The sequence below is a fragment of the Snodgrassella sp. B3800 genome, from assembly GCF_026535865.1.
GTDB classification, from domain to species: domain Bacteria; phylum Pseudomonadota; class Gammaproteobacteria; order Burkholderiales; family Neisseriaceae; genus Snodgrassella; species Snodgrassella alvi_E.
The window spans coordinates 286,360-311,415 of the sequence record NZ_JAFNPH010000002.1 but is presented as its reverse complement, the minus strand read 5'-3'; the positions used below and the strand labels follow the sequence as shown (position 1 = coordinate 311,415).

24 protein-coding genes, 2 tRNA genes and 1 other RNA gene are annotated in these 25,056 nt (G+C 44.8%); 18 read left to right on the top strand and 9 right to left on the bottom strand.

What is annotated here, in order from left to right:
- The first annotated feature begins 8 nt into the window (after positions 1-8).
- Positions 9-84, top strand: a tRNA-Arg gene (locus tag J3U64_RS05510).
- Between the two features lie 596 nt (positions 85-680).
- Here J3U64_RS05510 and J3U64_RS05505 read toward each other — a convergent pair.
- From J3U64_RS05505 to J3U64_RS05495, 3 genes are all read right to left on the bottom strand, one after another.
- Positions 681-1,004, bottom strand: a complete 324-nt coding sequence (locus J3U64_RS05505) for a rhodanese-like domain-containing protein (protein WP_267392109.1) — start codon at positions 1,002-1,004, stop codon at positions 681-683.
- A gap of 237 nt (positions 1,005-1,241) precedes the next feature.
- On the bottom strand, positions 1,242-1,469 hold the full coding sequence (locus J3U64_RS05500; protein ID WP_267408560.1) for a ChaB family protein: 228 nt from the start codon (positions 1,467-1,469) through the stop codon (positions 1,242-1,244).
- 355 nt (positions 1,470-1,824) lie between these two features.
- Entirely contained in the window at positions 1,825-2,481 is a 657-nt protein-coding gene (locus J3U64_RS05495) for a protein-L-isoaspartate O-methyltransferase family protein (RefSeq protein WP_267408559.1), read from the bottom strand.
- 504 nt (positions 2,482-2,985) lie between these two features.
- Between J3U64_RS05495 and tpiA the strand changes: the two genes are divergently transcribed.
- The 12 genes from tpiA to J3U64_RS05435 all read left to right on the top strand — a co-directional run bounded on the left by tpiA (position 2,986) and on the right by J3U64_RS05435 (position 15,011).
- On the top strand, positions 2,986-3,741 hold the full coding sequence (tpiA, locus tag J3U64_RS05490) for a triose-phosphate isomerase (RefSeq protein ID WP_267408558.1): 756 nt from the start codon (positions 2,986-2,988) through the stop codon (positions 3,739-3,741).
- A gap of 14 nt (positions 3,742-3,755) precedes the next feature.
- Positions 3,756-4,118, top strand: coding sequence for a preprotein translocase subunit SecG (secG, locus tag J3U64_RS05485; protein WP_100151827.1), 363 nt, complete (start codon positions 3,756-3,758; stop codon positions 4,116-4,118).
- A 20-nt stretch (positions 4,119-4,138) separates the two neighbouring features.
- Positions 4,139-4,224 (top strand) — tRNA-Leu (locus J3U64_RS05480).
- A 254-nt stretch (positions 4,225-4,478) separates the two neighbouring features.
- Positions 4,479-6,506, top strand: a complete 2,028-nt coding sequence (locus J3U64_RS05475) for a prolyl oligopeptidase family serine peptidase (protein ID WP_416384982.1) — start codon at positions 4,479-4,481, stop codon at positions 6,504-6,506.
- Between the two features lie 244 nt (positions 6,507-6,750).
- A complete protein-coding gene (gene acpP / locus J3U64_RS05470; RefSeq protein ID WP_025331393.1) occupies positions 6,751-6,990 on the top strand; it encodes an acyl carrier protein in 240 nt (79 codons plus the stop codon).
- Positions 6,991-7,085: 95 nt separating this feature from the next.
- A complete protein-coding gene (fabF, locus tag J3U64_RS05465; RefSeq protein WP_100151825.1) occupies positions 7,086-8,333 on the top strand; it encodes a beta-ketoacyl-ACP synthase II in 1,248 nt (415 codons plus the stop codon).
- 325 nt (positions 8,334-8,658) lie between these two features.
- Positions 8,659-9,636 (top strand): NAD(P)H-dependent glycerol-3-phosphate dehydrogenase, encoded by a 978-nt coding sequence (locus J3U64_RS05460; RefSeq protein ID WP_267392116.1) that lies wholly within the window; start codon positions 8,659-8,661, stop codon positions 9,634-9,636.
- 93 nt (positions 9,637-9,729) lie between these two features.
- A complete protein-coding gene (locus tag J3U64_RS05455; RefSeq protein WP_100140510.1) occupies positions 9,730-10,056 on the top strand; it encodes a hypothetical protein in 327 nt (108 codons plus the stop codon).
- Positions 10,056-10,358: a cell division protein ZapA gene (locus J3U64_RS05450; protein ID WP_100140509.1), complete on the top strand. Its 303-nt coding sequence runs from the start codon at positions 10,056-10,058 to the stop codon at positions 10,356-10,358. Before J3U64_RS05455 ends, J3U64_RS05450 begins: the two co-directional genes overlap by 1 nt.
- 6 nt (positions 10,359-10,364) lie before the next feature.
- Positions 10,365-10,544: non-coding RNA, 6S RNA (gene ssrS, locus J3U64_RS05445), on the top strand.
- A gap of 512 nt (positions 10,545-11,056) precedes the next feature.
- Positions 11,057-14,503 carry a DNA polymerase III subunit alpha gene (gene dnaE, locus J3U64_RS05440; RefSeq protein ID WP_267408556.1) on the top strand — a complete coding sequence of 1,149 codons (3,447 nt, stop codon included), beginning with the start codon at positions 11,057-11,059 and terminating at the stop codon, positions 14,501-14,503.
- A 187-nt stretch (positions 14,504-14,690) separates the two neighbouring features.
- Entirely contained in the window at positions 14,691-15,011 is a 321-nt protein-coding gene (locus J3U64_RS05435; protein ID WP_267392118.1) for a GIY-YIG nuclease family protein, read from the top strand.
- 30 nt (positions 15,012-15,041) lie between these two features.
- Here the strand turns inward: J3U64_RS05435 and J3U64_RS05430 are convergent, their stop codons facing one another.
- A complete protein-coding gene (locus J3U64_RS05430) occupies positions 15,042-16,058 on the bottom strand; it encodes a L,D-transpeptidase (protein ID WP_267392119.1) in 1,017 nt (338 codons plus the stop codon).
- A gap of 129 nt (positions 16,059-16,187) precedes the next feature.
- On the opposite strand from J3U64_RS05430, the gene rlmD reads away from it, so the two are divergent.
- From rlmD to J3U64_RS05415, 3 genes are all read left to right on the top strand, one after another.
- Positions 16,188-17,489, top strand: coding sequence for a 23S rRNA (uracil(1939)-C(5))-methyltransferase RlmD (gene rlmD, locus J3U64_RS05425; RefSeq protein WP_267408555.1), 1,302 nt, complete (start codon positions 16,188-16,190; stop codon positions 17,487-17,489).
- 169 nt (positions 17,490-17,658) lie between these two features.
- Complete coding sequence (locus J3U64_RS05420; protein ID WP_416384978.1) at positions 17,659-18,237, top strand: YceI family protein; 579 nt, start codon at positions 17,659-17,661, stop codon at positions 18,235-18,237.
- Between the two features lie 296 nt (positions 18,238-18,533).
- Positions 18,534-18,968, top strand: a complete 435-nt coding sequence (locus tag J3U64_RS05415; RefSeq protein ID WP_267392123.1) for a GNAT family N-acetyltransferase — start codon at positions 18,534-18,536, stop codon at positions 18,966-18,968.
- 83 nt (positions 18,969-19,051) lie between these two features.
- Here the strand turns inward: J3U64_RS05415 and J3U64_RS05410 are convergent, their stop codons facing one another.
- Genes J3U64_RS05410 through J3U64_RS05390 form a run of 5 tightly spaced genes read right to left on the bottom strand, consistent with a single transcriptional unit; the run spans position 19,052 to position 21,862 of the window.
- The gene (locus J3U64_RS05410) at positions 19,052-19,810 is read right to left on the bottom strand and encodes a peptidylprolyl isomerase (RefSeq protein ID WP_267408554.1); all 759 of its coding nucleotides are present in this window, start codon (positions 19,808-19,810) and stop codon (positions 19,052-19,054) included.
- 50 nt (positions 19,811-19,860) lie between these two features.
- On the bottom strand, positions 19,861-20,727 hold the full coding sequence (locus tag J3U64_RS05405) for a SurA N-terminal domain-containing protein (RefSeq protein WP_267408553.1): 867 nt from the start codon (positions 20,725-20,727) through the stop codon (positions 19,861-19,863).
- Positions 20,728-20,761: 34 nt separating this feature from the next.
- The gene (locus tag J3U64_RS05400) at positions 20,762-21,040 is read right to left on the bottom strand and encodes a BolA family protein (protein WP_267408552.1); all 279 of its coding nucleotides are present in this window, start codon (positions 21,038-21,040) and stop codon (positions 20,762-20,764) included.
- Positions 21,033-21,326, bottom strand: coding sequence for a YciI family protein (locus J3U64_RS05395; RefSeq protein ID WP_267404123.1), 294 nt, complete (start codon positions 21,324-21,326; stop codon positions 21,033-21,035). The genes J3U64_RS05400 and J3U64_RS05395 overlap by 8 nt, the downstream gene beginning before the upstream one ends.
- Positions 21,326-21,862 (bottom strand): septation protein A, encoded by a 537-nt coding sequence (locus J3U64_RS05390; protein WP_100140499.1) that lies wholly within the window; start codon positions 21,860-21,862, stop codon positions 21,326-21,328. The genes J3U64_RS05395 and J3U64_RS05390 overlap by 1 nt, the downstream gene beginning before the upstream one ends.
- Positions 21,863-22,237: 375 nt before the next feature.
- Here J3U64_RS05390 and J3U64_RS05385 point away from each other — a divergent pair, with 375 nt between their 5' ends.
- Positions 22,238-24,649: a FimV/HubP family polar landmark protein gene (locus J3U64_RS05385; RefSeq protein WP_267408551.1), complete on the top strand. Its 2,412-nt coding sequence runs from the start codon at positions 22,238-22,240 to the stop codon at positions 24,647-24,649.
- 169 nt (positions 24,650-24,818) lie between these two features.
- The gene (locus tag J3U64_RS05380) at positions 24,819-24,956 is read left to right on the top strand and encodes a hypothetical protein (protein ID WP_267392128.1); all 138 of its coding nucleotides are present in this window, start codon (positions 24,819-24,821) and stop codon (positions 24,954-24,956) included.
- The last annotated feature ends 100 nt before the right edge of the window (positions 24,957-25,056 follow it).

The following is a 25,056-nucleotide window of genomic DNA, read 5'->3' as shown; positions in this document are numbered from 1 at the left end:
GTATATTTGCACCTATAGCTCAGTTGGAAGAGTGTCGGTTTCCGAAGCCGGAGGTCACAGGTTCGATCCCTGTTGGGTGCACCAAGTTAGCATTTAAGGGTTTCAGGATGGCTGAAACCCTTAAATTTTGATATCTGTACATTTGTTTAAAACAAAATTTCAAACAAAATATAAGTTTTAATCACGCAGTGTTTAGACAGTGCTACATGAAAAACTGTACTGTATTGTAATTAATGCGCTGGTAAGGGTTGTAAGGATTCAGGTTTGATTGTGGCTGTGTATCAGTAGGGAGCGGCCTACATAGCGTCTAGTTTGAATCATTCGTAATATTATGATTAAGGCTGATGCGGAACGTGGCTATTTGTACTGTTGCTAGATTTTTTTCTAATCAGTTCTGAAATTTTTACTATCTGTAAGCAAAATTTGATCTTGATATTTTTTGCTAAATTGAGTGTACAACTGGTACCACCTATTATGATTATTACAGCGGTGGTTATTTTACATAAATCTTTCAAGGCAATTGCTGCTATCGATACGATACTTACGCTGGCTGGCGTGTTGTTAATAGATAGCAAGCTGAAATTAAGGCAACAATAATTATTGTGCTGTATAGATAATTGTTGCTCAATTAAAGCGTGCCTTTTTTGAAAGCCAATGATTTCGAGGCTACGAATCTGAAATTAGTAGGTGGGTATACTGCTGTCTACTTCTCGTGACCATGCATCGATGCCGCCCTTGAGATTATAAAGATTTTCGAAGCCGGTATCCTGTAAATACAATGCTACTTGCATGCTGCGCATGCCATGATGGCAGTAAATTACGATTGGTTTATCGTCCGGTAATTCGTTTTGGCGCAAGGGAATCATATTCATCGGAATATGGAGATACCCAGGAATAGCTGCATACTGGACTTCGTTGTCTTCGCGTACGTCAAGGAGGACAAAATCTTTTTTTTGCTGCTGCCATTGCTGCAATTGTGCTGCATTTATTGTCTGAATGGTCATATTAATAAATTGATTCTGTGTGATGTGTATGGATATTAATCTAATTTGATAATGTGGCTGTATGCCTGCTGGCATTTGCTTTGTTAGCCGGATCAAATGATACCTGTGTTTGTCTGAATATGCCAATGCAGCACAGCTGGCAGTAGCTCAGACTATTGGCTAGCTTAATTGTAGTGGCAGTATCGAAGAGGCTGGATTTTTGCGTGAATTCTGTCTCGTTGTATGATGATTGGGCGCTTACTTAGGCTGCCATTTGCCATCATTGCCTTTATGATAAACCTTTTCGACAGCAGCCCATGCTACTCGGAACGCAATGGTTTCTGCATCGTTATTATCGCGGCGTTTTTTCGGATCCTGATATTCTGCTATGGCGTGATTAAATGCTTCTTTGAATATGTCTTGCGCATGTTCCGGTAAAGCGTGCCGGACTGATGCAGGTAGATCACTGCGGTGCTGATAAGGCATGATATTGCTCCCGATTTTGTTTCTATAGCCTAGTAAATCGCAATAAGTGGCTTAATGCAATCAGTTTTTCTAATTATGTTTTTGTTTTAACTAGGTTTTAATTTTTTATTACTTAAAAAGCGAAGATGACGGGCAGATGGATGGACCGGATGCGGCCGATGCCAATATGCAAGAGAAGTTAAACATGTTGTTTGGTGTATGTATGCATACTGATTGGACTGTTGATTTGCTGGCTGAAAGCTAAGTGCTAGATATGGCGTAGAAGTTAATATACTGCGATATTTGAATTTGAGAATGCACAGGCAGCACCGTTGCCGTAATGGCTACAAGTGCTGCTTTTTAAGAAGCGATAGAGTCAGAATCTGAATTGATTGGGTGTCGGTGTTTCCAGACTGTGTAATGCAGGTGCTACGGTTTCGAACAGTACGGTTTCTTTAAGCTGTTTGTTCTGGCGCTCAAACAGAATGGCACGCATTACTGGCGCTTCACCAATAATGGCTACCATGCGGCCATCTTCAGCCAGTTGCTCAAGTAGTGTGGTAGGCAGGGTAGGCAGGGAGCCGCCTACGTAAATGGCACTGAATGGAGCGCCAGGTAGCTTGTCTGCTAATCCGTCGCAGGTTTTGTAGCTGATATTGGTGTAGTCAAGGTCACTGAGAACGAACTGAGCACGCTGCTGTTGTTCGGCATCTATATCTACAGAGATGACTTTGCCGGCCATTTTTGCCAGTATGGCCGTGGCGTAGCCAGAACCGGTACCTATTTCTACTACGGTATCGGTGAGGTTGAGTTGTAATGCCTGAATCATGCGTGCGACTACTTTGGGCTCAAGCATTTTGCCACCGTTGGCCAGTCCGAGTGCCTGATCTGTATAGGCTACTTCCTGTTGCTGTGGCAGAACAAAGCGTTCACGCGGAATATCGGATAATACATCTAGTAAGTCGAAATTTAATACGTCCCATGGACGGATTTGCTGCTCAACCATGTTATAGCGGGCGGTATTGAAATCCATGTCTGCTCCGAAAGGCTGATTACCCGCGCGGCGGGTGGGTAATTAAGTAGGTTTGTATTATAAAAACATTGTTATGTGATGTTGGATTGGGTACACCACATGAATTTGACTCAGAAAGATTATAAAACTATTTACGTTGTGACAATAGGGCAAAGGCAGTTGCGGTGTAGACGAATATCTACGAGCAGGCTCATTGTGATTGGGTAAGGTTATGTCGACATGTCGAAAAAGCACAGGTGGTAGTGTTTTGTCAGATAAATGATGCGTGATGCTGCAACGTTTAGCTTTGGAGCCGGAAGAGATCTATTGTTTATCTTCTGCAGTGCGGCTCTGCACAGGGGGTAATCGGTAGGTTTTGACTTATTATATTAATAGGACGCAAGTAGTGGTTTTCCGTTACAATGCCGCCGTTTGCAAGCTCTTTTAGTTTGCAGTATGTGTGATAAATACTCTATATACTGTTTTGTTCAGTGTTGGCCAATCTATAGTCAGTAAGGAAAAAATATGTGGCAGCAGAAATGGATAATCGGCAATTGGAAGATGAATGGCAGTCAGTCGGCAAGCCGGCAACTGCTACAAGCATTGCTGAAACCAGTAGATGTAGCTGCGGCTTATGTTTACTGTGGTGTGGCGGTGCCGAATGTTTATCTTGCCGGAGTGAATGAATTCACGCGTGATACATCGCTGGCGGTAGGGGCACAAGATGTGAGCCGTTTTGCTGCAAACGGTGCTTTTACTGGAGAAGTTAGTGCGCAAATGCTGGCAGATGTGGGTGCGCAGTTTGTGCTGATCGGACACTCTGAGCGGCGGCAGTATTTTCACGAAGATAATCAAGAATTGCTGATTAAGCTGCAAAACAGCATGGCAGCAGGCCTGCTGCCGGTGCTGTGTGTGGGGGAAACACTGGCTGAACGTGAACAAGGACAGGAGCAGGTAGTAGTAAGTGCACAGCTTAATGTGCTCGCCAGTCTGGGGATGAGAGAAGTGGTGGTGGCTTATGAGCCAGTATGGGCAATTGGTACCGGCAAAGTGCCGTCTGTAACGCAGATCGTTGCGATGCATCAGCTGATTTATCAGCAAATCTTGTCTTTGTGTGGTGAAGATGTTAAAATCCGCGTCCTTTATGGCGGTAGTGTCAACGCTGGCAACGCGGCTGAAATTCTGGCTGTGCCACATGTTGATGGTGCGCTGGTTGGCGGAGCCTCGTTGCAGGCTGACAGTTTTGCCGCTATTATTCAGGCTGCATATGCGCCTGCTTGATAAAAGTTGATATCATGGAAGCATTCAAAACCCTTATTTTAATCGTGAATATTTTCGCGGCGCTGAGTGTTATTGTGCTGGTGCTAATGCAGCAGGGCAAAGGTGCGGATGCGGGCGCAGCATTTGGTTCCGGTAGTGCTCAGGGTGTATTTGGTGCTGCGGGCAATGCAAATTTTCTCAGCCGCAGCACAGCGATTGCCGCCACTATATTTTTTATTACTTGCTTGGCTTTAGGCTATATTTCCACGCACCGCCACAGCGGTCTGGATTTTAGTAATGTGAAGCAGCAGCAAGTAGTGGTACCGGCCAAGCCAGCAGCTGCCAGTGCACCGGCGGTACCGGTGAAACCGGCACAGAAGCCGCTGATACCGGAATAGGAATTTTTTTACAGTTACATGCCGACATGGTGAAATTGGTAGACACGCCATCTTGAGGGGGTGGTGACCTCAGGTCGTACGAGTTCGATTCTCGTTGTCGGCACCATACTAGAAACATACAATACACAACAAGCATATTTAGGTATGCAAGTTAGCAAAATAATATTGCTGATATGTATTGTTGATTTCAATTGGATGATAGGGCAGCCTATAGGGGCTGCCCTTTTTATTTATGGCGAATATATCTGAACGTGATTGGGTAGGATGAGTTGATTAATTATGTTTATACAGAGGTATCAGACTGTAAAGATTGTCTGTCTGTCCACCTGTTTGGAATGAACCTTAGTTTATGGAAAAATCCTGATGACCAATACTGATCCTTTTGCCTATTTAGAAGACTTAAACGATGAGCGCACTCTGGCATTGATTCAGCAGGCGGATGCAGCGACTCAGGCTGAGTTTGCAACAGATGCTGAGTATGAAGCAGTACGTGATGATATGGTGACAATACTGCGTGATGAGCAGCAAATACCGTTTTGTCAGGAACATCGTGCACGCATGTATCATTTTTATCAATCGGCTGAATTTCCGAAAGGTGTGTATCGGGTATGTTCTGCTGCCAGTTATCGTGCTGGTTTGCCTGAATGGAAAATTTTGTTTTCTGTGGCCGATTTTGATGAACTGCTTGGAGATGATGTGTATTTGCAGGGTGTAGCACATTATGTGCAGGCCCCCGAGCATGTGCTTATCAGTCTGAGTGCCGGCGGTGCTGATGCAGCCTATACCATTGAGTTTAATTTAAACGAAGGCAAAGTGGTTGAGGGAGGTTTTCATTTTCCTCTGAGTAAAAGCATCATTAGCTGGCGTGATACAGAAAGTGTATGGATATGTCCAGCATGGGATGAGCGGCAGCTGACTCAGGCTGGCTATCCACGGCAGGTATGGCTGATGCAACGCGGGCAAACCTTTGCGCAGGCGCAGCCAGTGCTAGAAATGCCAGCTGATGGCATGATGGTGAATGCATGGCGTTATTTAGATAGTCAGGGCGCACCGATTGATTTAATTGAGGCGGCAAGCGGCTTTTATCACAAGCAATATTATCAAGTTATGGCGGATTTAAGTGCCAAACCGCTGGGACTGCCTGATGATTGTGAACTGATGGGCTATCTATACGGGCAGTTGCTGGTGCAGTTGCGCAGTGGCTGGCAGCGTGCGAACCGAAGTTATCCGGCCGGTAGTCTGGTTGCAGTGAAATTACATAAAGGTGAGCTGGGTGCTGCTGAAGTGATTTTTCAGCCTAAGGCCACTCAGGCAATTGAAAGCATTGAAACCACACGGCGGTTTGTATTGGTGTCGATACTAGATAATGTAAGCTGTCGTTTGCTGGCGTGGCAATTTAGTAGCAATGGCTGGCAGGAAGTTTCATTGCCCAATTTGCCGGATGGTGCGCTTGAAATTACAGACCAGCCTTGGGGCGGCGATGTGGTCTATCTGGCAATCAGTAGTTTTTTGGATCCTTTGACACTGTATACGCTTGATGTAAATTTGGGAGAGTTGTGTGTGATGCGGCGACAGCCGCAGCAGTTTGATGAGGCAGGGATGCAGGTGAAGCAGTTCAGTGCTGCTGCATCTGATGGGACGTTTATTCCTTATTTTCATGTTGGTAAACATATGAATAAGGAAATGCCCACTATTGTTTATGTTTATGGTGGCTTTGGTATGCCTCAGCTACCCTATTATCTAGGTAGTATTGGTCGGTACTGGTTGGCAAAAGGTTATGCATTTGTACTGGCAAATATTCGTGGTGGTGGTGAATTTGGACCTCAATGGCATGAGGCAGCCCGCGGTATTCATAAGCGTGTCAGTGTAGATGATTTATTGGCAGTACTAGATGATTTGTATTCTCATGGGCGAGCCAGTGCGATGCATACAGCAATTCAGGGCGGTAGTAATGGCGGGCTTGTGGTGGCCGCTGCATTTTGCCGCCAACCGCAGTGTATGGGGGCGATGGTGTGCGAGATGCCGCTTACGGATATGTTGCGCTATCCTTATCTTTCAGCCGGTTCTTCATGGGTAGATGAGTATGGTGATCCTGTTGATTCAGTTGAAAAAAATGCATTGCTTCAACTTTCGCCCTATCATAATTTGGGCAAATTGCAACACTACCCACCTGCTTTAATTACGACTAATCTTCATGATGACCGTGTACATCCGGCCCATGCACTGAAGTTTTTTGCACGTTTGCGGTCGCTCAGACAGCCTGTATGGCTGGCTGTACCCGATACAGGTGGGCATGCAGGGGGTGTGACTCAGGAAAATACCGCAACAGAATTGGCGCTGATTATGAATTTTTTATATAAAACGATTGCTGGCGATGATTCAATCTAAATCTAATAACTTGTGGCAAAAAAACAGGCTGTGCTAATATGGCTGCCGCTTGTCGTGTAATCTGCGCAGGGTGATAAGTAAAAATGCGCTGAAAATCGCTGAAAACCATAGAAAATACGGCAAAAAACAATTTGAATGGTAAACTCTATTTTTATTAGGTACAATAATATCAACAACTAAAAAGTTGATTAATTCAATTAACCCTGTCCGTATCGCAGCGGGCAAAGAAAAGAAAGATCAGTCAATGGATAACAATATCGAACAACGCGTGAAAAAAATTGTTGCAGAACAATTAGGCGTGAGCGAAGCTGAAGTAAAAAACGAATCTTCATTTCAGGAAGATTTGGGTGCTGACTCACTGGACACCGTTGAATTGGTAATGGCTCTGGAAGAAGCATTCGGTTGCGAAATTCCTGATGAAGAAGCTGAAAAAATCACTACTGTGCAACAAGCTATCGACTTTGTTGGCGCACACCTGAATTAATTCCGTGTAGTGTTGGTCAAATTCAAATTCCTCTGTCGAACTAAGGTGCCAAGTATCGCCTGATTCGGTAGAGGTTTTTTTCTTACGAGCAAATTATGAGTAAAAAACGAGTAGTCATTACCGGCCTGGGTCAAGTATCTCCTGTGGGTAATGATATCACCACAGCATGGCAGAATTTACTTGCAGGTAAAAGCGGCATTGGCACGATTACCCATTTTGATGCTTCGTCTTTAGTTTGCCAGATTGCTGGTGAAGTTAAGAATTTTGATGTAACGCAGTACATCAGTGCGAAAGAGGCACGCCGGATGGATTCTTTCATCCATTATGGTGTGGCTGCTGCTCTTCAGGCGATAGCCGATGCAGGGCTGGATGATATTCCGGGTTTGGATAAAACCAGAGTAGGGGTAAATATTGGTGCGGGTATCGGTGGTTTGCCGGCAATTGAAGCTACTGCACGTACTGTAGTGGAGCAGGGTGCCCGTAAAATCAATCCATTTTTCATTCCTAGCTCACTGATTAATCTGATATCTGGCCATGTTACGATTTTAAAAGGTTATCAGGGACCAAGCTATGGTATGGTTTCTGCCTGCACTACTGGTGCGCACAGTATCGGTGATTCTGCACGCCTGATTAAGTATGGCGATGCGGATATTATGATTGCTGGCGGTGCCGAAGGTGCCATCTGTGAGTTGGGTGTGGGTGGTTTTGCTGCCATGAAAGCACTATCTACTCGCAATGATGATCCGGCCACAGCCTCCAGACCATGGGACAAGGATCGTGATGGTTTTGTGATGGGTGAAGGTGCTGGTGTAATGGTGCTGGAAGAGTATGAACATGCCCGTAAGCGCGGCGCCACGATTTATGCTGAGCTGGTTGGATTTGGTATGAGCTCCGATGCATATCATATTACTGCTCCGAATACTGAGGGTCCGGCTCTGGGGGTGACGCGTGCTCTGAAAGATGGTGGCCTGAATCCAGAAGATATTGATTATGTAAATGCGCATGGTACCTCCACCCCGCTGGGTGATGTGAATGAAACCAACGCATTAAAATTGGCTTTAGGCGAACAGGCCAGAAAGCTAGTGGTGAATTCTACTAAATCGATGACCGGCCATCTGTTGGGCGGTGCTGGTGGTGTGGAAGCCGTTTACACTGTAATGGCTATTCACACGCAGAAATCTCCGCCTACGATTAATATCTTTGAGCAGGATATTGAGGCAGGCTGTGATTTGGATTATTGTGCTAATGAAGCACGGGATTTGCCGATTCGTGCAGCTATTTCCAATTCATTCGGTTTTGGCGGTACCAATGGGTCGCTGGCGTTTAAGCGTTTTGAAGATTAAGCGCTTTTGAAGTCCGCAATGTACACACAGGTTGTCTGATTAACAGGCAGCCTGTGTTTTTATATTAGCCGACCGACGGTAATCTGGGTAGCTGCAGAATAATGTCGGCTACGGTAAAGAATTTGCGCGACAATCAGATAAATTTGCTGATATTCAATGTGGATTACCAGTTTTTGCTATAGATGTTGCAGCTTGAGCTTGGTTTTTTGGATACAATATGCTGCCTGTTGCAGCCTTAATCCAGATATTTCAGTGATTATTGATGTGCAGCAGTGCTCTAAACTGGCCAGGGTTTGGCGGAAGTTTGTTATAGGGAATATTTGTCATGAATATTGGTGTACTGGGTGCGGGAGCGTGGGGTACTGCGCTGGCCATTCATTTTGCCCTACATTCGCATAAAGTATGGCTATGGACCCATAATATACAGCATGTGCAGCAATTACAGCAGCAGCGGCAGAATCAGCGTTATCTACCGGGTTTTGATTTACCGGAAAATTTAGCTGCTGTGGCAGAGCTGGCCTCAGCCGAGTTAATTATTATTGCTACGCCGGTGGCAGCTTTACGGCAAAGTGCGCAGAAGCTGGTGGATGCTGGCTTGAGTGATGTGCCCATTATTGCAGCTTGCAAAGGATTCGAGCAGCAAACCGGTTTACTGCCGCAGCAGGTGCTGGCGGAGGTGATGCCTAAGAATCCATGTATCGGTGTTTTATCCGGCCCGAGTTTTGCTCAGGAGCTGGCACAGCAGCTGCCCTGTGCGGTAACACTGGCATCAGAAAATTTTGTTTGGATTCAGGCGCTGGCGGCGAGTTTGAATAATACCGTTTTGCGTTTGTATGCCAATGCAGATGTGATTGGGGCGGCCGTTGGTGGTGCGGTAAAGAATGTCATGGCGATTGCAACAGGTATTGCTGACGGATTGAACTATGGTATTAATGCGCGTGTTGCGTTAATGACGCGCGGTATGGCGGAGATATCCCGTCTGAATCAGGCGCTGGGTGGTCAGGCTGCGACGTTGATGGGGCTATCGGGTATGGGAGATTTGATTCTGACCTGTACCGGCTCGCTGTCGCGCAATCGCAGAGTAGGGTTGCTGCTGGCAGAGGGTAAATCACTGCCGGAAGCGCTTACTGAACTTGGACATGTGGCGGAAGGTGTATATACTGTCGAGGAAGTTTGCCGACAGGCTGCTTCGCTCGGGGTGGATATGCCAGTAGCCTGTATTCTCAAGCAATTGTTTGATGGTTGCATAGAAGTTCAGGAAATGGCTGAAATATTAATGGAACGTGCACCGAAGGCGGAATAATAATCAAATTCAATAATGAATAACAATTTAAAGTGGCAGCATGGAAATTCAGGCATTCATGCTGTGTATTCTGAGGATGGAAGCGGGTAGGGAATGGAAAATCAATTAGAACAACTGGAAGATTGCATTAAGCGGCTGGTAATACATTTTAATTCTCTTCTGGCTGAAAAGCAGCAGCTGACACAGCAACTGTCATCGGTAAAAGAAGAAATGCAGCAGCAGAATGAAAAATTTCAGACTGAACGTGAACGGATACGAAACCAGCACGAGCAGGAAAAATTACACTTGCAGGAAAGCATGCAGACAACGATTGATGGATTAATTGCTGAAAAAAACCGTTATACTTCGGTAATTAAGGCATCCAGTGATGAATTACAGCAATTGCTGAAACGCTTGCCTAAGGCGCAGGAGGAATCCTAATGGATGAAATTCAACAGGTTCGTGTGGAAATTCTTGGTCGTCCTTTTAATATCGGTACGCCCAAAAGTGAGCATGAAACATTGATGCAGGCGGTAAAAATGCTCAATGAAAAGATTGCTGCGATTCAAAGTTCCGGACGAATTGTTGAAACAGATAAAATCGTGATTATGGCTGCGCTGAATTTAGCTCATGATTTACTCAAGCTTACGGTACATGGTAATTTGGAAATCGGTGATTTTGAGCGTAAAATGCAGGATATGATTCAGCTGTGTGAAAGTACCCTCACTCTTGTGGTAAAATAACTTTTTCTTCCCCTGCTGTGTTCGCAAGGACATATATTCCTTTGAACCAATAATTCGCTTTTTTGGCGGTTGGGTAATGGTGGGCGTGAGCATTCTGTGTGAATGAACCCGAAGCCATTCGATACTGCCAGCCTTGTCCTCAAGGTTCAAGCGGATAGCGTCCAAAACGGCACATGTGGGGGAAACCCATTTGAACAGGCTGTCTGATATTTCAGGCAGCCTGTTTTCAGTTATTGCCAAATGTGTATCGCTAAATCACATTGTTCAGGATTAATCTTTCGCGTTTGATCGGGTGGAATACCAGTCATAGCTGCATATGAAAAGTTGTTATTTGCGATAAAAATCTGCTTTTTTATAATAAAATTCATTATTTACTGCTATTTTCATTTTTTTTGAAAATATATTGGTCTGACTGGGTTAAGTATGAGTACGTCAATCCGCGCTAAGATGTTTCGCTGTTTCAGAAGTACGTTTTTCAATCTTTTTTGAGATTGCGCTATTATCATTGTCTTCATACCGGCGATAGGATGTGGCAAATCAGGTAGAATTATGGTGGCTGTGTTCCGTCCTGAAACCGGCTGTTTTAGCTGAAGCTTTATCACCTTGTTTCACATTTGTTGTCGCTTTCTCTGTGAACGGTGAGTGTTTAATTCAATTCTCTTAAGCCAGACAATTAATGTACTGGCGTGAAAAGTGCTATGTCTGACAATTTTCCTTATATTCCACTGCGGCTACATACCGAATTTTCTATTGAAGATGGCATTGTTCGGATTAAAGAAGCGGTAAAACGTGCCAGTGAGCTCGGTTTGCCGGCACTCGGTATCAGTGATCTGATGAATGTGTTCGGCATGGTGAAATTTTACAAGGCCTGCCGCAATGCGGGTATTAAGCCCATTATGGCAGTGGATGTGCGGGTGGAAAATCCAGAGCAGCCGGATAAACCTTTTCGTCTGATGCTGGTGGTAAAGAATCATGGTGGTTATCTGCGTTTGAATCAGTTATTGACTGATGCTTATGTAGGGGAAGACCGCAATCCGAATCAGCCTGTTATCCGCCAGCAATGGCTGGCTGATGGAGATAATAGTGGTCTGATCTGTCTGTCTGGGGCGCAGTATGGTGAAATCGGTCAGGCTCTGCTGTCGCAGAAGCCGGAGCTGGCTGCACAGGTGTGTGCTAAATATCAGCAATGGTTTGGAGAACGTTTTTATCTGGAAGTACAGCGTTTGCCTGAACGGCCGGAATGGGAAGCAGTGGTGGCCGGTAGCGTTGCGCTGGCTGCTACACATCAGATACCGGTGGTGGCGACGCATCCGGTGCAGTTTATGGATGCAGCAGACTTTCAGGCACATGAAGCCCGTGTATGTATTGCCAGCGGCTATGTTTTAGCCGATAAACGGCGTCCGCATGATTTTGTTCCGAGTCAGTATTTTGTGACGCCTGAGGAAATGGCTGAGCGGTTTGCCGATATTCCGGAAGCGCTGACTAATACCGTAGCAATTGCACAAAGTTGTAATTTGACGCTGACGCTGGGCGAGCACTATCTGCCGTTGTTTCCGACACCACAAGGAATGACACTGGATGATTTGCTGGTGCAGCTTAGTAATAAAGGGTTGCGTGAGCGTATGGCGTTTCTGTATCCGGATGAGGCTGAGCGGGCTCAGAAAATGCCGGAATATCAGCAGCGGCTGGATTATGAGCTGGGTATTATTATTCAGATGCAGTTTCCAGGCTATTTTCTGATTGTGCAGGACTTTATTAATTGGGCTAAACAGAATGGTTGTCCGGTAGGACCGGGGCGTGGTTCGGGTGCGGGCTCACTGGTGGCGTATTCGCTGAAGATTACTGATTTGGATCCGCTGCGCTATAACTTGCTGTTTGAACGCTTTCTGAATCCGGAGCGGGTATCGATGCCTGACTTCGATATCGACTTTTGTCAGGAAAACCGTGGGCGTGTGATTCAGTATGTCCGGCACAAATATGGTGTGCCTGCGGTTAGCCAGATTGTGACTTTTGGTACGATGTCGTCCAAATCGGTGGTACGCGATGTGGGAAGGGTATTGGATTTGCCGTTTGGTTTGTGTGACCGTTTATCCAAGCTAATACCTGTGGAGGCCAATAAGCCGTTAAGTTTAACTAAGGCGATGGAAGCAGAACCTCAGATACAGCAGCTATTACGCGAAGAAGAGGCTGAGGAGCTGATGACGCTGGCGTTAAAACTGGAAGATTTGACCCGTGGGTTGGGTATGCATGCCGGTGGGGTGTTGATGGCACCGGGTAAAATTGCCGACTTCTGCCCGATTTATCAGGCCAGTGGTGAAGATGCATCGCCGGTTTCCATGTTTGATAAGGATGATGTAGAGCAGATAGGGCTGGTGAAATTCGACTTTCTTGGGTTGCGGAATTTAACCATTATTGAAATGACGCAGAAATTTATTCTGGAGACGACCGGCCAGAAAGTTGATGTTAATCATATTCCATTAGATGATGCGGCTACTTACGCCAGCATTTTTGCTAAGGGTAATACCACCGCTGTTTTCCAGTTTGAGTCGGTGGGCATGAAAAAAATGCTGATAACCGCACGTCCGACTAAATTTGAGGAAATTATTGCTTTTGTGGCCTTGTATCGGCCGGGGCCGATGGATCTGATTCCGGACTTTATCCGGCGTATGCACGGTGAAGAAAAAGTGGAATATTTGCATCCAAATCTGGAACCGGTGCTTAATTCTACCTACGGTGTAATGGTGTATCAGGAACAGGTGATGCAGGCGGCGCAGGTCTGCGGGGGGTATACACTAGGTGGCGCCGATTTATTGCGGCGAGCTATGGGTAAGAAAAAGGTTGAGGAAATGGTGAAGCATCGTGCCATTTTTGAAGCCGGAGCCGCGGAAAAGGGCATTGATAAGCATACTGCCAACGAAATTTTCAATTATATGGAAAAATTCGCTGGTTATGGTTTCAATAAATCTCATGCGGCCGCTTATGCGCTGGTGTCGTATCAGACGGCATGGCTGAAATGCCATTATCTGGCGGAATATCTGGCTGGTACGATGTCCAGTGAGTTGACCAATACTGACCAGCTAAAAATCTTTGTCGATGATGGCATTGAAAATGGTATTACCTTTTTGCCGCCCAGTATTAATCAGTCTTTTTATCGGTTTACTCCTAACAATCAAAAACAGATACGCTATGCATTGGGTGCGATTAAGGGCACTGGTGAGGGTGCAGTAGAAGCGATTGTGCGAGCACGTGAAACAGGCGGGCCATTTACAGACCTATTTGATTTTTGTCAGCGGGTTGACCGCCAGCATATCAACCGTCGCACTATTGAAGCGCTGGTGCGTGCCGGTGCCTTTGATGAACTGAATCCGAATCGGGCTCAGTTGCTGGCCAATATAGGATTGGCTATGGAAAATGCTGAACAGGTGGCAGCCAATGCCAATCAGGGTGGGCTGTTTGATCTGGTGGAGGATGCGATAGAACCCTTGCAAATGGAAGAAGTGGAGCCATGGTCTCTGGCTGTGAAGCTGGCAGAAGAAAAACAGGCCATGGGCTTTTATTTTTCTGGTCACCCTTTCGAGCCTTATGCTGATAAGGTGCGTGCACTGGTGGGTACTAAGCTCTCTGCGTTAAAACCATCCAATAATAAACAGAAGGTAGCCGGATTTGTTACCGGTGTACGCTATATTATGGGAAAACGTGGTAAGTTTGCTGTGGTGCAGCTGGAAGACGGCACTGATAAGCAGGAGGTGGTGGTAGCAGGGCAGGCCTTGGAAGAATACGGCGCCAGTCTCAAAGCGGATCAGGTGCTGATAATGGAATGTAAGGTAGCGGTAGATGAATACAATGGCGGTGATGGTTTGCGTATCACTGCAGATGATGCATTTACTTTGGCTCAGGCCAGTGCGCGTTATGCGCGCAGTCTGCAATTATATATTGCTGCTGATGCGCCAATTCAAAAGCTAGCTGATTTGCTAAAGACTTATTGCGGAGAACAGGCGCATGTACCGCTAAAATTCTGCTGCCGCCACCAACATGCTTATGGCGAGCTACGCGCAGATAAAAGCTGGCTGATTAGGCCAGAAGCTGTTTTGTTTGATAGCTTGTATTCTTTACTAGGGGATGAAGCGGTACATGTAAGCTTTTAAATAGGATTTTATTGCTTTTTCATGTAATTTACGTAAGTTAGAAATATTTAATTCATAAGATAATGATCAAATCTTATGTTTAAGTTTTAAATGTGATTGATTTCTCTAATTTTATTCACAATGCTAATGAAATTTATTGAAGATATTTTTAACTATCTACTGTATTTAAATTTATTGAGTATTGCGATTGAATTTATCTGCTTCTATTCTGGCCGCTCTACCTCCGTTGCCACAGTTTCACGCTGATTGGTCAGTGTATATGCTGCTTTGTGATAATGGTGCGTATTACTGTGGAATCTCAAACCGGCCTTTGCTGCGCTGGCTGGCGCATTGTTCGGGGAAAGGGGCAAAGTATACGCGTATGCATACTCCAGTGCAGATGCGGCTGGTGTGCGTGGATATAAATAAAGCCGCGGCAGCCAGATGTGAATTTCGGCTTAAGCGGCTAAAGGTGGCAGAAAAAAGTGCATTGTGGCAATTGTTGCCCGATTTTCAGACACGAATTTAATTTCTGTGCAATTAATTCGTTGCTGATATCTTATAGCAATGCGTCAAATCCCGGATCGGATGAGGCCGGAATTTTGTTAACTGGAATATTTTTTTCCGGAGCTGGATGTACTTTTTCTGGTACTGTGGGGGTGGGATTTAACGGGGTTATGTCTTGTTTGGATGTATCATCCATATCCTCATCCACTTCTACGTTGCTGCTTTCTGGAGCAATTTCCTGTTTAGGTTGTGAGTTTATAGTGTTGATGTGTTTTAGTTCAACCAGCTCACCCTTACCACTAGTCCACTGTAACGAGCTGAGCGCACCGCTGACTTTAGTTTTGCCGGCAGTACATGTGAGACAGATTAATGTGTTGGCCGGTTTAATCAGGGCAGCAGCTAGACGCTTTTGGTCTACCTGTTGCTGATGCTGATTTGCCCAAGAACTAATACTCTGATTAAGTAGTTTTTTGTTTAGATTGCGTTTGTTATAGGGGTCTCGGTAAACCGCAATCCAAATATCGTTCTGCTCGTCGATGTTTACTGAAACTTGCTGATAGATTACCGCTGCATCTGCACCGCTTTGAACAGTTGCAGCAAAATCCAATGCGTTGGGGCTTTGCAGCCGAACACAGCCATGACTTCGTACGCCGGGTACACTGCTGGGTACATTTGTACCATGAATGCCTAGACCGAGTCTGGGTTCACCAAGACGGACAAATACCGGACCAAGCGGATTTTTGGGGCCGGGCGGCACTGATTTCTGTACCGCTTTTCCACTGGCCGCCATTTCTTTTTGAATACTACGTGGTACGCTCCAAGTGGGATTGGCCACTTTAGCACCAATTTTGTATTCACCTAGCGGTGTTTGTGTGCTCGCTTTACCGACAGTTATGGGATAGGTTTTGATTAACTTGCCATCTTGAAACAAAAACAGCCGTAGCTGCGGAATATTCAGTATGACCTGCTGCCCCTTACTAGGTACGGCATAATCTGGCATGGGGATGGCAGCATATGCACTAGCAGATATGATGGAAGTGGTGAGTGCATAAAGTATAGGTTTCAACATTATTCTGAAAATCCGGTATGGCAATATGAATATAATCATAACGTAATTTGTCTGTGATGTGAGAAAATATACACAATTAAGATTATTTGCGGTCTTTTTCTGGCTTGAGGGTTCAGTTTGGAACAACAGTTGACAGCACATATTATTGACTGGAATCAGGAAGGGCGCGGTGTTGCCCGTGTAAACGGTAAGGCTGTATTTATTGAAGATGCTTTACCGGGTGAGGTGGTGCAGTGGCAGTCGGTACGGGAAAAAAAGTCCTACACTGAGGGCAAAATCAGCAAGCTGCTGCGCGTTGCTGCTGCGCGTGTACAGCCACCTTGTGTGTACTATGGACGGTGCGGTGGCTGTAACAGCCAGCATATTGAGTTTACAACTCAGGTAGCTCTGAAACAACGTGCGTGGATGAATCAGATGCGGCGTTTAGGAAAGGTGCAACCAGACGAGCTGATGGCACCAATATATGGACTGCCATGGCGTTATCGTGAACGGGTACGTTTGCGCGCTGTGTATCAGGCTGGGCGTCTGAAACTGGGCTTTCAGGCCAGACACAGCCATCATATTGTAGATATTGATGAATGTATGGTGTTGTCGGAAGTGTTGTCAGAAGCATTAAAGCCGATTAAAACATTATTGCAAAGCTGGCCGGAGCATAGTGTGGCCGGTGTGATGCTGCATCAGGGCAATGAGGTAAATGCTCTTACATTGCAGGCTTCTGCCATAAACCATAATCAGCGCAAACAGATTGATTCTTTGTTGCTGCAATTGCAGCAACAAACCGGAAAGCTATGGCAATGGTGGTTACAAACAGGCCGAACCACGGCGTTGCAGACCGCTAAGCACATGTACAAACTAAGCTATCATCTCCCTGAATTTCAGGTAGTGATTCCTTACCAGCCTGAAGATTTTACTCAGGTTAATCAGCTGACTAACGCTTTAATGGTAGAGCGTGCCATACAATGGCTACAACCGCAAGCCGGGGAAAGAATTATAGATTGGTTCTGCGGATTGGGTAATTTCAGTTTACCGATTGCGCGGATGCAGGCTGAAGTAGTGGGTGTGGAAGGGATGGCTGCCATGTGCCGACGTGCCACTGCCAATGCCCAATATAATGGCCTAAAACATTTAGCCCATTTTCAGCAGGCTGATCTCTTTGCAATGAATGGGCAACGTTTACGTAAGTTTGGATATGCGCATAAATGGCTGCTCGACCCGCCGCGGGCAGGTGCTCAAGCTTTGATATTGGCTTTAAATGAGCTTGAAGAACGGTTTCTGCCTAAGCGGATTGTGTATGTGTCCTGTGATCCGGCTACGCTGGCACGTGATGCTGGTTTACTGGTTAAACGTGGTTACCAGTACCGTGCCGGCGGCATTATGAATTTATTTGCACAAACAGCACATCTTGAATCTATGGCAGTGTTTGACAGATGAGTGTAGCTTAAGCTTTGGATAGGAATTAGGGAGGGGATATTGGGTAAGAACATGCCTGAATATGTTTAATTGTTTCTTTAAAAGAAAAAATATATTTACTCTGCGGGATTTGTCCGTAGGTATATTCAGGCTACTATTAATTTGTTAGCCAAATGGACAAAGGAAATAAATGATGAGCCGATTTACCCGTATTTTGATGGCCACATTGCTGGGTATAAGTGTCCCAGCAATGGCTGCAACTTATAAACTTGATCCCTTGCATACCAACGCACGATTCACTTTAGATCATTTTGCCACTTCCAGCAATGTAGGGGGATTTTATAATCTAGAGGGTGAGTTGCAATATGACGCGAAAGCTAAAACCGGTGCAGTAGATATTACTCTTCCACTGGCTAAGCTGGATACAGGCCGCAGTGAATTTACTCAACATCTGCAAAGTAAAGCTTTTTTTAATGCGGCACAATATCCGTCACTGCGATTTGTTTCGCAGAACTGGATTTTCGATAAAAATGGAAAAGTAAGGGCTTTGCGCGGCCAATTAACAATGGTAGGGCAAACACACCCTGAAGTTTTGCGTGCTACTAAATTCAATTGTTATAAAAGCCCGATGACACAATCTCAAGTTTGTGGCGGTGATTTTGAAGCTGTTATTGATCGTACTCAATGGGGAATTAATGAGTATGTGCAGGTTATGCCGGCAAGTCGTTATGTTAAGCTGAATATTCAAGTAGAAGCGGCGAAACAATAATCTTCTATTATCCTAGCTACGGATTACCTTGTTTGAGTTTGGGTAATCCGTTTCTCTATATATTGGTTTAGGTTAAAGCGGTATTTTTATTTTTGCCAGAATTAAGATTGTTATTTGATTATTTGTCTTATTGTTTTTATACTGAGTTTGTTTTAAGTGTAAGCATAGCAAGCCGGCATAATGTAATTACAAGATATTTTGAGAAACAGTGTATTAAATCTATGCTTATTTGATTTTAGTAACAAACCAGTACCAAATGCAATCAGTTTTGTGGTTAAGAGGAGTGTGAAAGTTTTATGTGGTGTATCAAAAAATTAGATGAACTTTCGTCACAAGATTTTTATCGCATTGCTCGATTGCGTATTGACACTTTTGTGGTAGAGCAGCAGCGGATATATCAAGAGCTGGATGACTGGGATGTGTTGGCCAAACATGTTTACTATAAACGAGACGGGCAAATTCTGGCTTATGCCAGAATGTATTTAGCTGGTGTGCATTTTACATTCAGTCGCTTTGTCACCCGCTCGGATTTTCGTGGTACCGGCTTAGGAGACCAGCTGATTAAACTGATCCTGCATTATGCACAGAGTCACTATTCGGATTATCCGATTAAAATTGAGTCGAGCCGTCAGGTTCTTAAATTTTATCAACAACATGGTTTTAAAATTCAAGGTGCGCCGTATATTACGGATGGTATTCCTTTTGTAGATATGCTATATCAGCCAGAATGATTTTCTAGTAAGTTTTCTCGCGTTTTAGGTGAGCTGAATATAAAAAACCGGTACTAAAGTACCGGTTTTTTATATTCAGGCTATTAATTGTTTAGACTAATGCCATTGTTTTTCAGAATTTGATTGATTTGTTGGGATACTTTTTCCTGTTTGGCCTGATTGCGAAGCTGCTCTTTAATCTGGTCAAATGCGGGAGCATCAGGTGCCTGACGCGTACCAGCTAGTTTCAACAGGATGTAATGCCCGTCAATCGTGATCACATTAGGTGAAATCTGACCGTTTTTCAGTTGTGAGGCCAGTTGGGCAAATTCAGGAGGCAGTTGCTGTGGGTTCATCCAATTGCTTTGTGGTGCTTCTGGGTTTACCTGTTTAAGCAAAGTTTCGTAAGCCAGTCCTTTTTTCAGTTTGCTTAAACCTTCTTCGGCTGCTTGTTCGCTTGGAAAAACAATGGGCAGTAGGTTGATTTCCTGACTCACCTGTTGATATTGCCGGCGCAAATCACTGTCGCTTACTTCAATACTGGCAGCCAAATGGTCTACATACTGGGCTGCATAAAATTGAGCCTGCATGTTTTGCCAAGCGGCCTGTGTGTCTGGTTGTTTATCCAAACCGGCCTTAAGGGCTTCTGCTTTCAATATATCGGCCGTTTGCAGGCGCAACGTGATTTCTTTCTGAATCTCTGCTTTATTCGGCGCTGGTGCACCCGGCTGTGCCTGCATCTGACGCTCATACTGTTTTAGCATGACATTAATGCGTTGTGAATCAATTTTGGGTGCATCGGCAAAAGCGAGCCCAGCGGCCATGATACTGAAGCCGGCCAGCCAGGTAATGCTTTTTTTCATATCGTATATTCCTTGTTATCTGATCCGTTTATTAAAGTCGGAAAAAATAATTATTTGATATTTGCATTCTTGTACAGCTGGTCAATCGCCTGAGCCAGAGTGGCACTTTGCAGACGGCGTGACAGGATTGGTTCCATTTCTTTCTGGGTTGGCAGTTTTAGGTTGCGTTTGTCGTTTACGTAGAATACAGCGTAAATGTTGCCGTTACCCTGTACCGGAGCAGGGGTGTACTGACCTTTTTTCAAATCTTTAATGGCGTTATAAACGGGTGTAGCACTGTCTTGAAGGTCTTTCATGGCAACATAGCCTTTTGGAATACCTCCGTTTTCACGGCCAGCCGGATCAATTGTGAACTCTTTGGCTACGGTCGCAAAGCTTTTTTTCTCTTTTAGTTTAGCTATGGCTTTATTGGCCGTGTCTGCATCACGTGTGATAATTTCACCTAACTGAACTTCCTGAGTGCCGCTGTAATATTTCACCATGTCGTTATAGGCATTGCGCACATCTTCAGGTTTTACAGGGTTATTTTTGGCAACGCTGGCCAGATAAGCCTGAGTCAGCAGATTATCTTTAAAGAAAGCCCATTCTTCTTTGAAACCAGGCTTTTTATCATCGCCCAGACGTTTAGCTTCTGCTTCTGCCTGATTCAATGCATTCAAATATTCTGGATCTTTATCAAGATTCTGCTTTTTGGCGGCCTGAATCAGTAAGGTACGAGTCACCAGACGGCCAGTGATGCTCTTGCGTAATTCGGGTGTATCCTGAATCTGGTTCTGGCTTTCCTGAACCAATACGGCTACCTGATTATCGACCTCTTTACTGTCGATTTTGGTTCCGTTTACGGTCGCAACCGTCTGGGCAGTAGCAATACCGGTTAGTCCCAGTAAAATGGCAGCAGCAATTAATTGTTTTTTCATGGTTAACTCTCTCATTTAAGTGGATAGAAATAGATTATTGCTTGGTTAAATATTCGCTGTTTGTACATGCCATGATGCTGAGGGCATGGATGGTATTAGCCTTGAATAAATCTTTCAGTAGCTGATGAACTTTCCGCTGACGAGCCAGACGCGATAAACCGTTGAATGCATCGCTGACCACCAGCAAACGATAATGTCCCCCGCCATGATGACCTTTATGCCCTGCATGCAGATGGCTGTCGTCAATCAGTTCGAGTTGTACCGGATTCAGTGACTGCAGGCACATACAGATGGCTGTTTGGATGTCAGTCATCAGGCAAAACTTTTTTAAAAGGCCGAATCAGTATTTCTTCATAGACGCCTGCATCCACATAAGGATCTTGTTCCGCCCATGCCTGTGCTTCATCTAAAGATTCAAAATCGGCAATGACCAGACTGCCAGAAAAATGGCTGTCATCATCTGGCAGAGGATTAGGACCGGCCAAAACCAAACGGTTTTGTGCTTGTAGCTCTTGCAATCGAGCCAGATGTCTGGGTCTGGCCTTGATACGTGCTTCATGACTATTGTCGGCATCAGTGGCCATCAGCATAAACAGCATTACAACTCATCCTTTTTAATGTATCGGCTAATATATACCGTCTGTCCGATGGTAAACAGAACTAAAATGGTGGTACTGCCAAAAAGTTTGAAATTAACCCATTGTGCTTCGGTAAAGCAATAAGCAACCCACAAGTTGAGTGTACCCAGTGCCAGTAGAAATATTACCCAAGCATAAGTAAGTTTACGCCATGCCGGAGCTGGCAGGCTAATTTCTTTGCCAATTGTGCTTTTTAGCACGTTTTTTCCGCATAGATGTGAAATCAACAGGCCTATAGCCATTACCCAAAAAAGGATTGTTGGCTTCCACATTATGAAGTGCGGGTTTTTTAATATTATGGTTGCGCCACCCAGTATTACAACCAAAAGCAGGCTTACCCACTGCATGGTTTGCAAACGCCGGTATTTAATTAAACACCATGCGGCCTGAATCAAGCCGGCTGCGATAGCCACTTCGGTGGCCAGAATAATATTTTTGGTTAAGGCATAGGTAGCAAAGAAGAGAATAACTACCAGAAATTCGAATACTGCTTTCATTATTCAGGACTGTATATCTTTTTTCAGGTTTGTTGTTGTAGGGTATGAAATAATCTCCATGATACCCTGAGTTTTTACACTTGGCACCTGTTAAAGCAAGGTATTAAACAAAATTTAACCATTGTTGTATATTGGTTTAGTGTTTTTTGGATGATGTTTCGTCTGAAAATATCCACAGTTATGCATGTTATAAGAGCAAAATAGGTCAAGGTGATTTGGCATTAAATGGTCGCAAAAGCTATTATAGCGTGAGATAATATAAAAACAGGTTTAGTGAACGTTAAACACCAGTTGCATTTTAAGTACTTGCAGAAATTTTCAAATGAATAGGCACGAGCCTGATGGCAATGGTGCATTACCGGTGAGGGTACGGGATTGAAGAACGCATATAATTTAAAAATCATCGCACTGTCTTTATGTTTTTCGGCCAGTGCACCTGCATGGGCAGGACTTGGCAGCCTGCAGGTTAACTCTGCTTTGGGAGAGCCATTTTCAGGTAGCGTGGTTGTAACTGGTGATGAAGCCAGAGCCGCTTTAAAGGGTCGGCCGACAATTTCAGGCGCACCGCTACAGGTGCGGGTGACACCGCAAGGGCAGAATGCAGTGATTCATTTGCGATCCAGTAAGCCAATTAGTGATCCGATGATGTCTTTTAGCCTCGTCTCAGGTAGTCAGGGTAGGCAATATACAGCATTACTTGATCCGCCGGAAAATGGGCATGGCTCCTCTGCTTCTGCTCGAAATGGCAGTAAACATCATAAGCAGGCACACTCTGTCAGAAACAAATCCGCTGCACGGGCTACTGCAGCTTTGCAAAACAGGCTTGCTTCAGACAATGCGGTGGTGAAATATAATGTAGACAATAATGAAACACTGATGGATGTTGCACGTAAGGTACGGCCGCAGAATATGACAGTAGAGCAGACAATGCATGCTCTGCTTGTGGCTAATCCACAGGCATTTCGTAATGGTAATCCGGATTTGATGTATCGGAATATCAGTCTGAATATTCCTTCTACTACCCAGCTGTATAAATTATCTAAAGTAAAAATTAAAACGGTTCAACAGCCGGTGACTGCACAGAGTAAATCACCTGTATCTGTTGCGCCAGATGCTAAGGCTGCTGAAAATACTGCAGCCGCTACTCCAACCAAATCTGATGTATCTGCAAACAAAATTCAGAAGGCTGCTGCTTCAGAATCTATAGCTCCAACTAAGCCAGAAGTAGCTAAAACGCAAGATGCAGGTAAAACTGAAGCCGTTGCTGCCTCCGCATCTGCGCCAGCCGCTTCTGCTGCTTCTGTAGTGAAAGCGAAACCAGTGCAGCCTAAGGTCAATCCAACTCCAGCACCTGTACAGCCTGTAGAACCTACACCAGAAGAATCGTTGTTGCCATCCTGGTGGCCTTATGCTTTGGTTGGTCTCGCTGGTGTGCTGCTGATTGCCGCATTTATATGGCAGAGACGTAAAAAACGCGATGCTGAGGAAGCTGAGGAATATTATTCATCTGATGATGAAGACGATGATGATGTGGTATTCAATGATGAACCACCGAAACTTCAACAGTCAGAACCGGTATCGCCAGTTGCAACTAATCAGGCATCTACTGCAGTGGCAGCCTCATCAGCGTCAGCCGATGCAGATGATTGGTCGTGGCTAAATGATGAGTCTTCTGACAGCTCCGAGAAAGCTGACGCGCCGGCTGACAATGTTTCCGAATCTGCCGTTGTTACTACTCAGCTTCCCGAATCAAAACCAGAGGCTGCTGCAAACAAGCCTGAAGAAGATGATATTGACTGGCTGAATTTTAATTTCACCGATGATACGCCAGCTGCTCCTGCAGATACAACAGCCCCATCAGTAGCAGAGATGGATAATGGCGACGATTTATCTTGGCTGGATCAAATTGATGAAACTGAACAGCCGGAAGTGCTGACTTCTAAAGAATCTCCTGTAATTGAGCCGGAAAAAGAAGAAGCAGACAGCGCGGATTTTGAATGGGTGGTGGCTGATGATGCTAGTAAAGATGAGCATGAATCAGCTGCGCATTCTGATGCAGTGATGGAAGAGCAAACAGCCACAGATACTGATGATTTGCCATCATTAGATATGAATTTCAGCCCAGAGGAGGAGCCTGCTGTTGTTGAGCCGGAATCTAAACCGGCGACAGCTGAAGTGGATACACTTAATGCTCTGGCTGATTTGCAATGGGACGAGGACTTTAAGTTTGATGAAGAGTCCAAAAACGAATCTGCTGCTGTGGCAGAGGATACATCCTCTACAATTGATCAGGCTTTGTCATCTCAGGATCAACATGAGTTTGTTGCTGAAGATGAAGCGATTTCAAATGATATTGATTGGGATGCATTAAGTATCAGTGATGAGCATGAGGATTCACAAGCTGCTCCATCTACTTCAGCACAACCGACTGATGCTGATGTGGTGGATGTTTCGTCTATGGACTTTACGCTGGATGATAATCAGGCAGAATCCACAGCTAATGAAAGTAGCGCTACTCCTTCTTCTGCCCCAATTTCTTCTTTTGCAACTGGCAACGGTGCACAGGATTGGCTAGAACAGTCGGCCGAAGAGGAAGAAGAAACTGATAAGCCATTGACACCTGAACAGCAGGCGATTCCGTTACAGGCCAAGCTGGAGCTGGCTAAGATGTATCTGGAGATGGATGATGCGGTGACTGCACGCCAGACTTTACGAGAATTGGTTGATGAAGCTAATGGCGCAGTGCTGGCGGAAGCTCAGAATCTGTTACAACAGCTAGGTGGCTAATCTGTACAGAACATGCTAAATGCAGTTCATATTTGGTAAAGACTGAATCCTGTATCAGGATTCAGTCTTTTTATTTCGAGTTTGTATCTAGATTTGATTTATATGACGATATTTTGGAAGTAGTAAAAATGCTGTATTTAGATAGATTATATGCGGCAGGTGTTGAAAAATGTATTTGCAAAATCTTTGGTATGTTATCCAACTGCTATTGTCTGTAAACAGCTTTTTGCTAAGTCTGGTAACAAAAACGGATACTATCATCAATCAGCATCTGTCTAATGATTTGGATGAGTGTGCCGGCCGCTAAATTGTTTGTCTTACCTGTTTATTTGGTAAGCTACTCGTTATAAATATGAACGCAAATGATGGCTATGCGATAATAATGCCATATAACAGTGTGTATTAGT

Excerpts from the sequence above, each read along its gene's own strand:
- J3U64_RS05505 (WP_267392109.1), bottom strand. The coding sequence starts at position 1,004 with ATGACCATTCAGACAATAAATGCAGCACAATTGCAGCAATGGCAGCAG.
- J3U64_RS05500 (WP_267408560.1), bottom strand. The coding sequence starts at position 1,469 with ATGCCTTATCAGCACCGCAGTGATCTACCTGCATCAGTCCGGCACGCT.
- J3U64_RS05495 (WP_267408559.1), bottom strand. The coding sequence starts at position 2,481 with ATGGATTTCAATACCGCCCGCTATAACATGGTTGAGCAGCAAATCCGT.
- tpiA (WP_267408558.1), top strand. The coding sequence starts at position 2,986 with ATGTGGCAGCAGAAATGGATAATCGGCAATTGGAAGATGAATGGCAGT.
- secG (WP_100151827.1), top strand. The coding sequence starts at position 3,756 with ATGGAAGCATTCAAAACCCTTATTTTAATCGTGAATATTTTCGCGGCG.
- acpP (WP_025331393.1), top strand. The coding sequence starts at position 6,751 with ATGGATAACAATATCGAACAACGCGTGAAAAAAATTGTTGCAGAACAA.
- fabF (WP_100151825.1), top strand. The coding sequence starts at position 7,086 with ATGAGTAAAAAACGAGTAGTCATTACCGGCCTGGGTCAAGTATCTCCT.
- J3U64_RS05460 (WP_267392116.1), top strand. The coding sequence starts at position 8,659 with ATGAATATTGGTGTACTGGGTGCGGGAGCGTGGGGTACTGCGCTGGCC.
- J3U64_RS05455 (WP_100140510.1), top strand. The coding sequence starts at position 9,730 with ATGGAAAATCAATTAGAACAACTGGAAGATTGCATTAAGCGGCTGGTA.
- J3U64_RS05450 (WP_100140509.1), top strand. The coding sequence starts at position 10,056 with ATGGATGAAATTCAACAGGTTCGTGTGGAAATTCTTGGTCGTCCTTTT.
- dnaE (WP_267408556.1), top strand. The coding sequence starts at position 11,057 with ATGTCTGACAATTTTCCTTATATTCCACTGCGGCTACATACCGAATTT.
- J3U64_RS05430 (WP_267392119.1), bottom strand. The coding sequence starts at position 16,058 with ATGTTGAAACCTATACTTTATGCACTCACCACTTCCATCATATCTGCT.
- J3U64_RS05420 (WP_416384978.1), top strand. The coding sequence starts at position 17,659 with ATGATGAGCCGATTTACCCGTATTTTGATGGCCACATTGCTGGGTATA.
- J3U64_RS05415 (WP_267392123.1), top strand. The coding sequence starts at position 18,534 with ATGTGGTGTATCAAAAAATTAGATGAACTTTCGTCACAAGATTTTTAT.
- J3U64_RS05410 (WP_267408554.1), bottom strand. The coding sequence starts at position 19,810 with ATGAAAAAAAGCATTACCTGGCTGGCCGGCTTCAGTATCATGGCCGCT.
- J3U64_RS05405 (WP_267408553.1), bottom strand. The coding sequence starts at position 20,727 with ATGAAAAAACAATTAATTGCTGCTGCCATTTTACTGGGACTAACCGGT.
- J3U64_RS05400 (WP_267408552.1), bottom strand. The coding sequence starts at position 21,040 with ATGACTGACATCCAAACAGCCATCTGTATGTGCCTGCAGTCACTGAAT.
- J3U64_RS05395 (WP_267404123.1), bottom strand. The coding sequence starts at position 21,326 with ATGCTGTTTATGCTGATGGCCACTGATGCCGACAATAGTCATGAAGCA.
- J3U64_RS05390 (WP_100140499.1), bottom strand. The coding sequence starts at position 21,862 with ATGAAAGCAGTATTCGAATTTCTGGTAGTTATTCTCTTCTTTGCTACC.
- J3U64_RS05380 (WP_267392128.1), top strand. The coding sequence starts at position 24,819 with ATGTATTTGCAAAATCTTTGGTATGTTATCCAACTGCTATTGTCTGTA.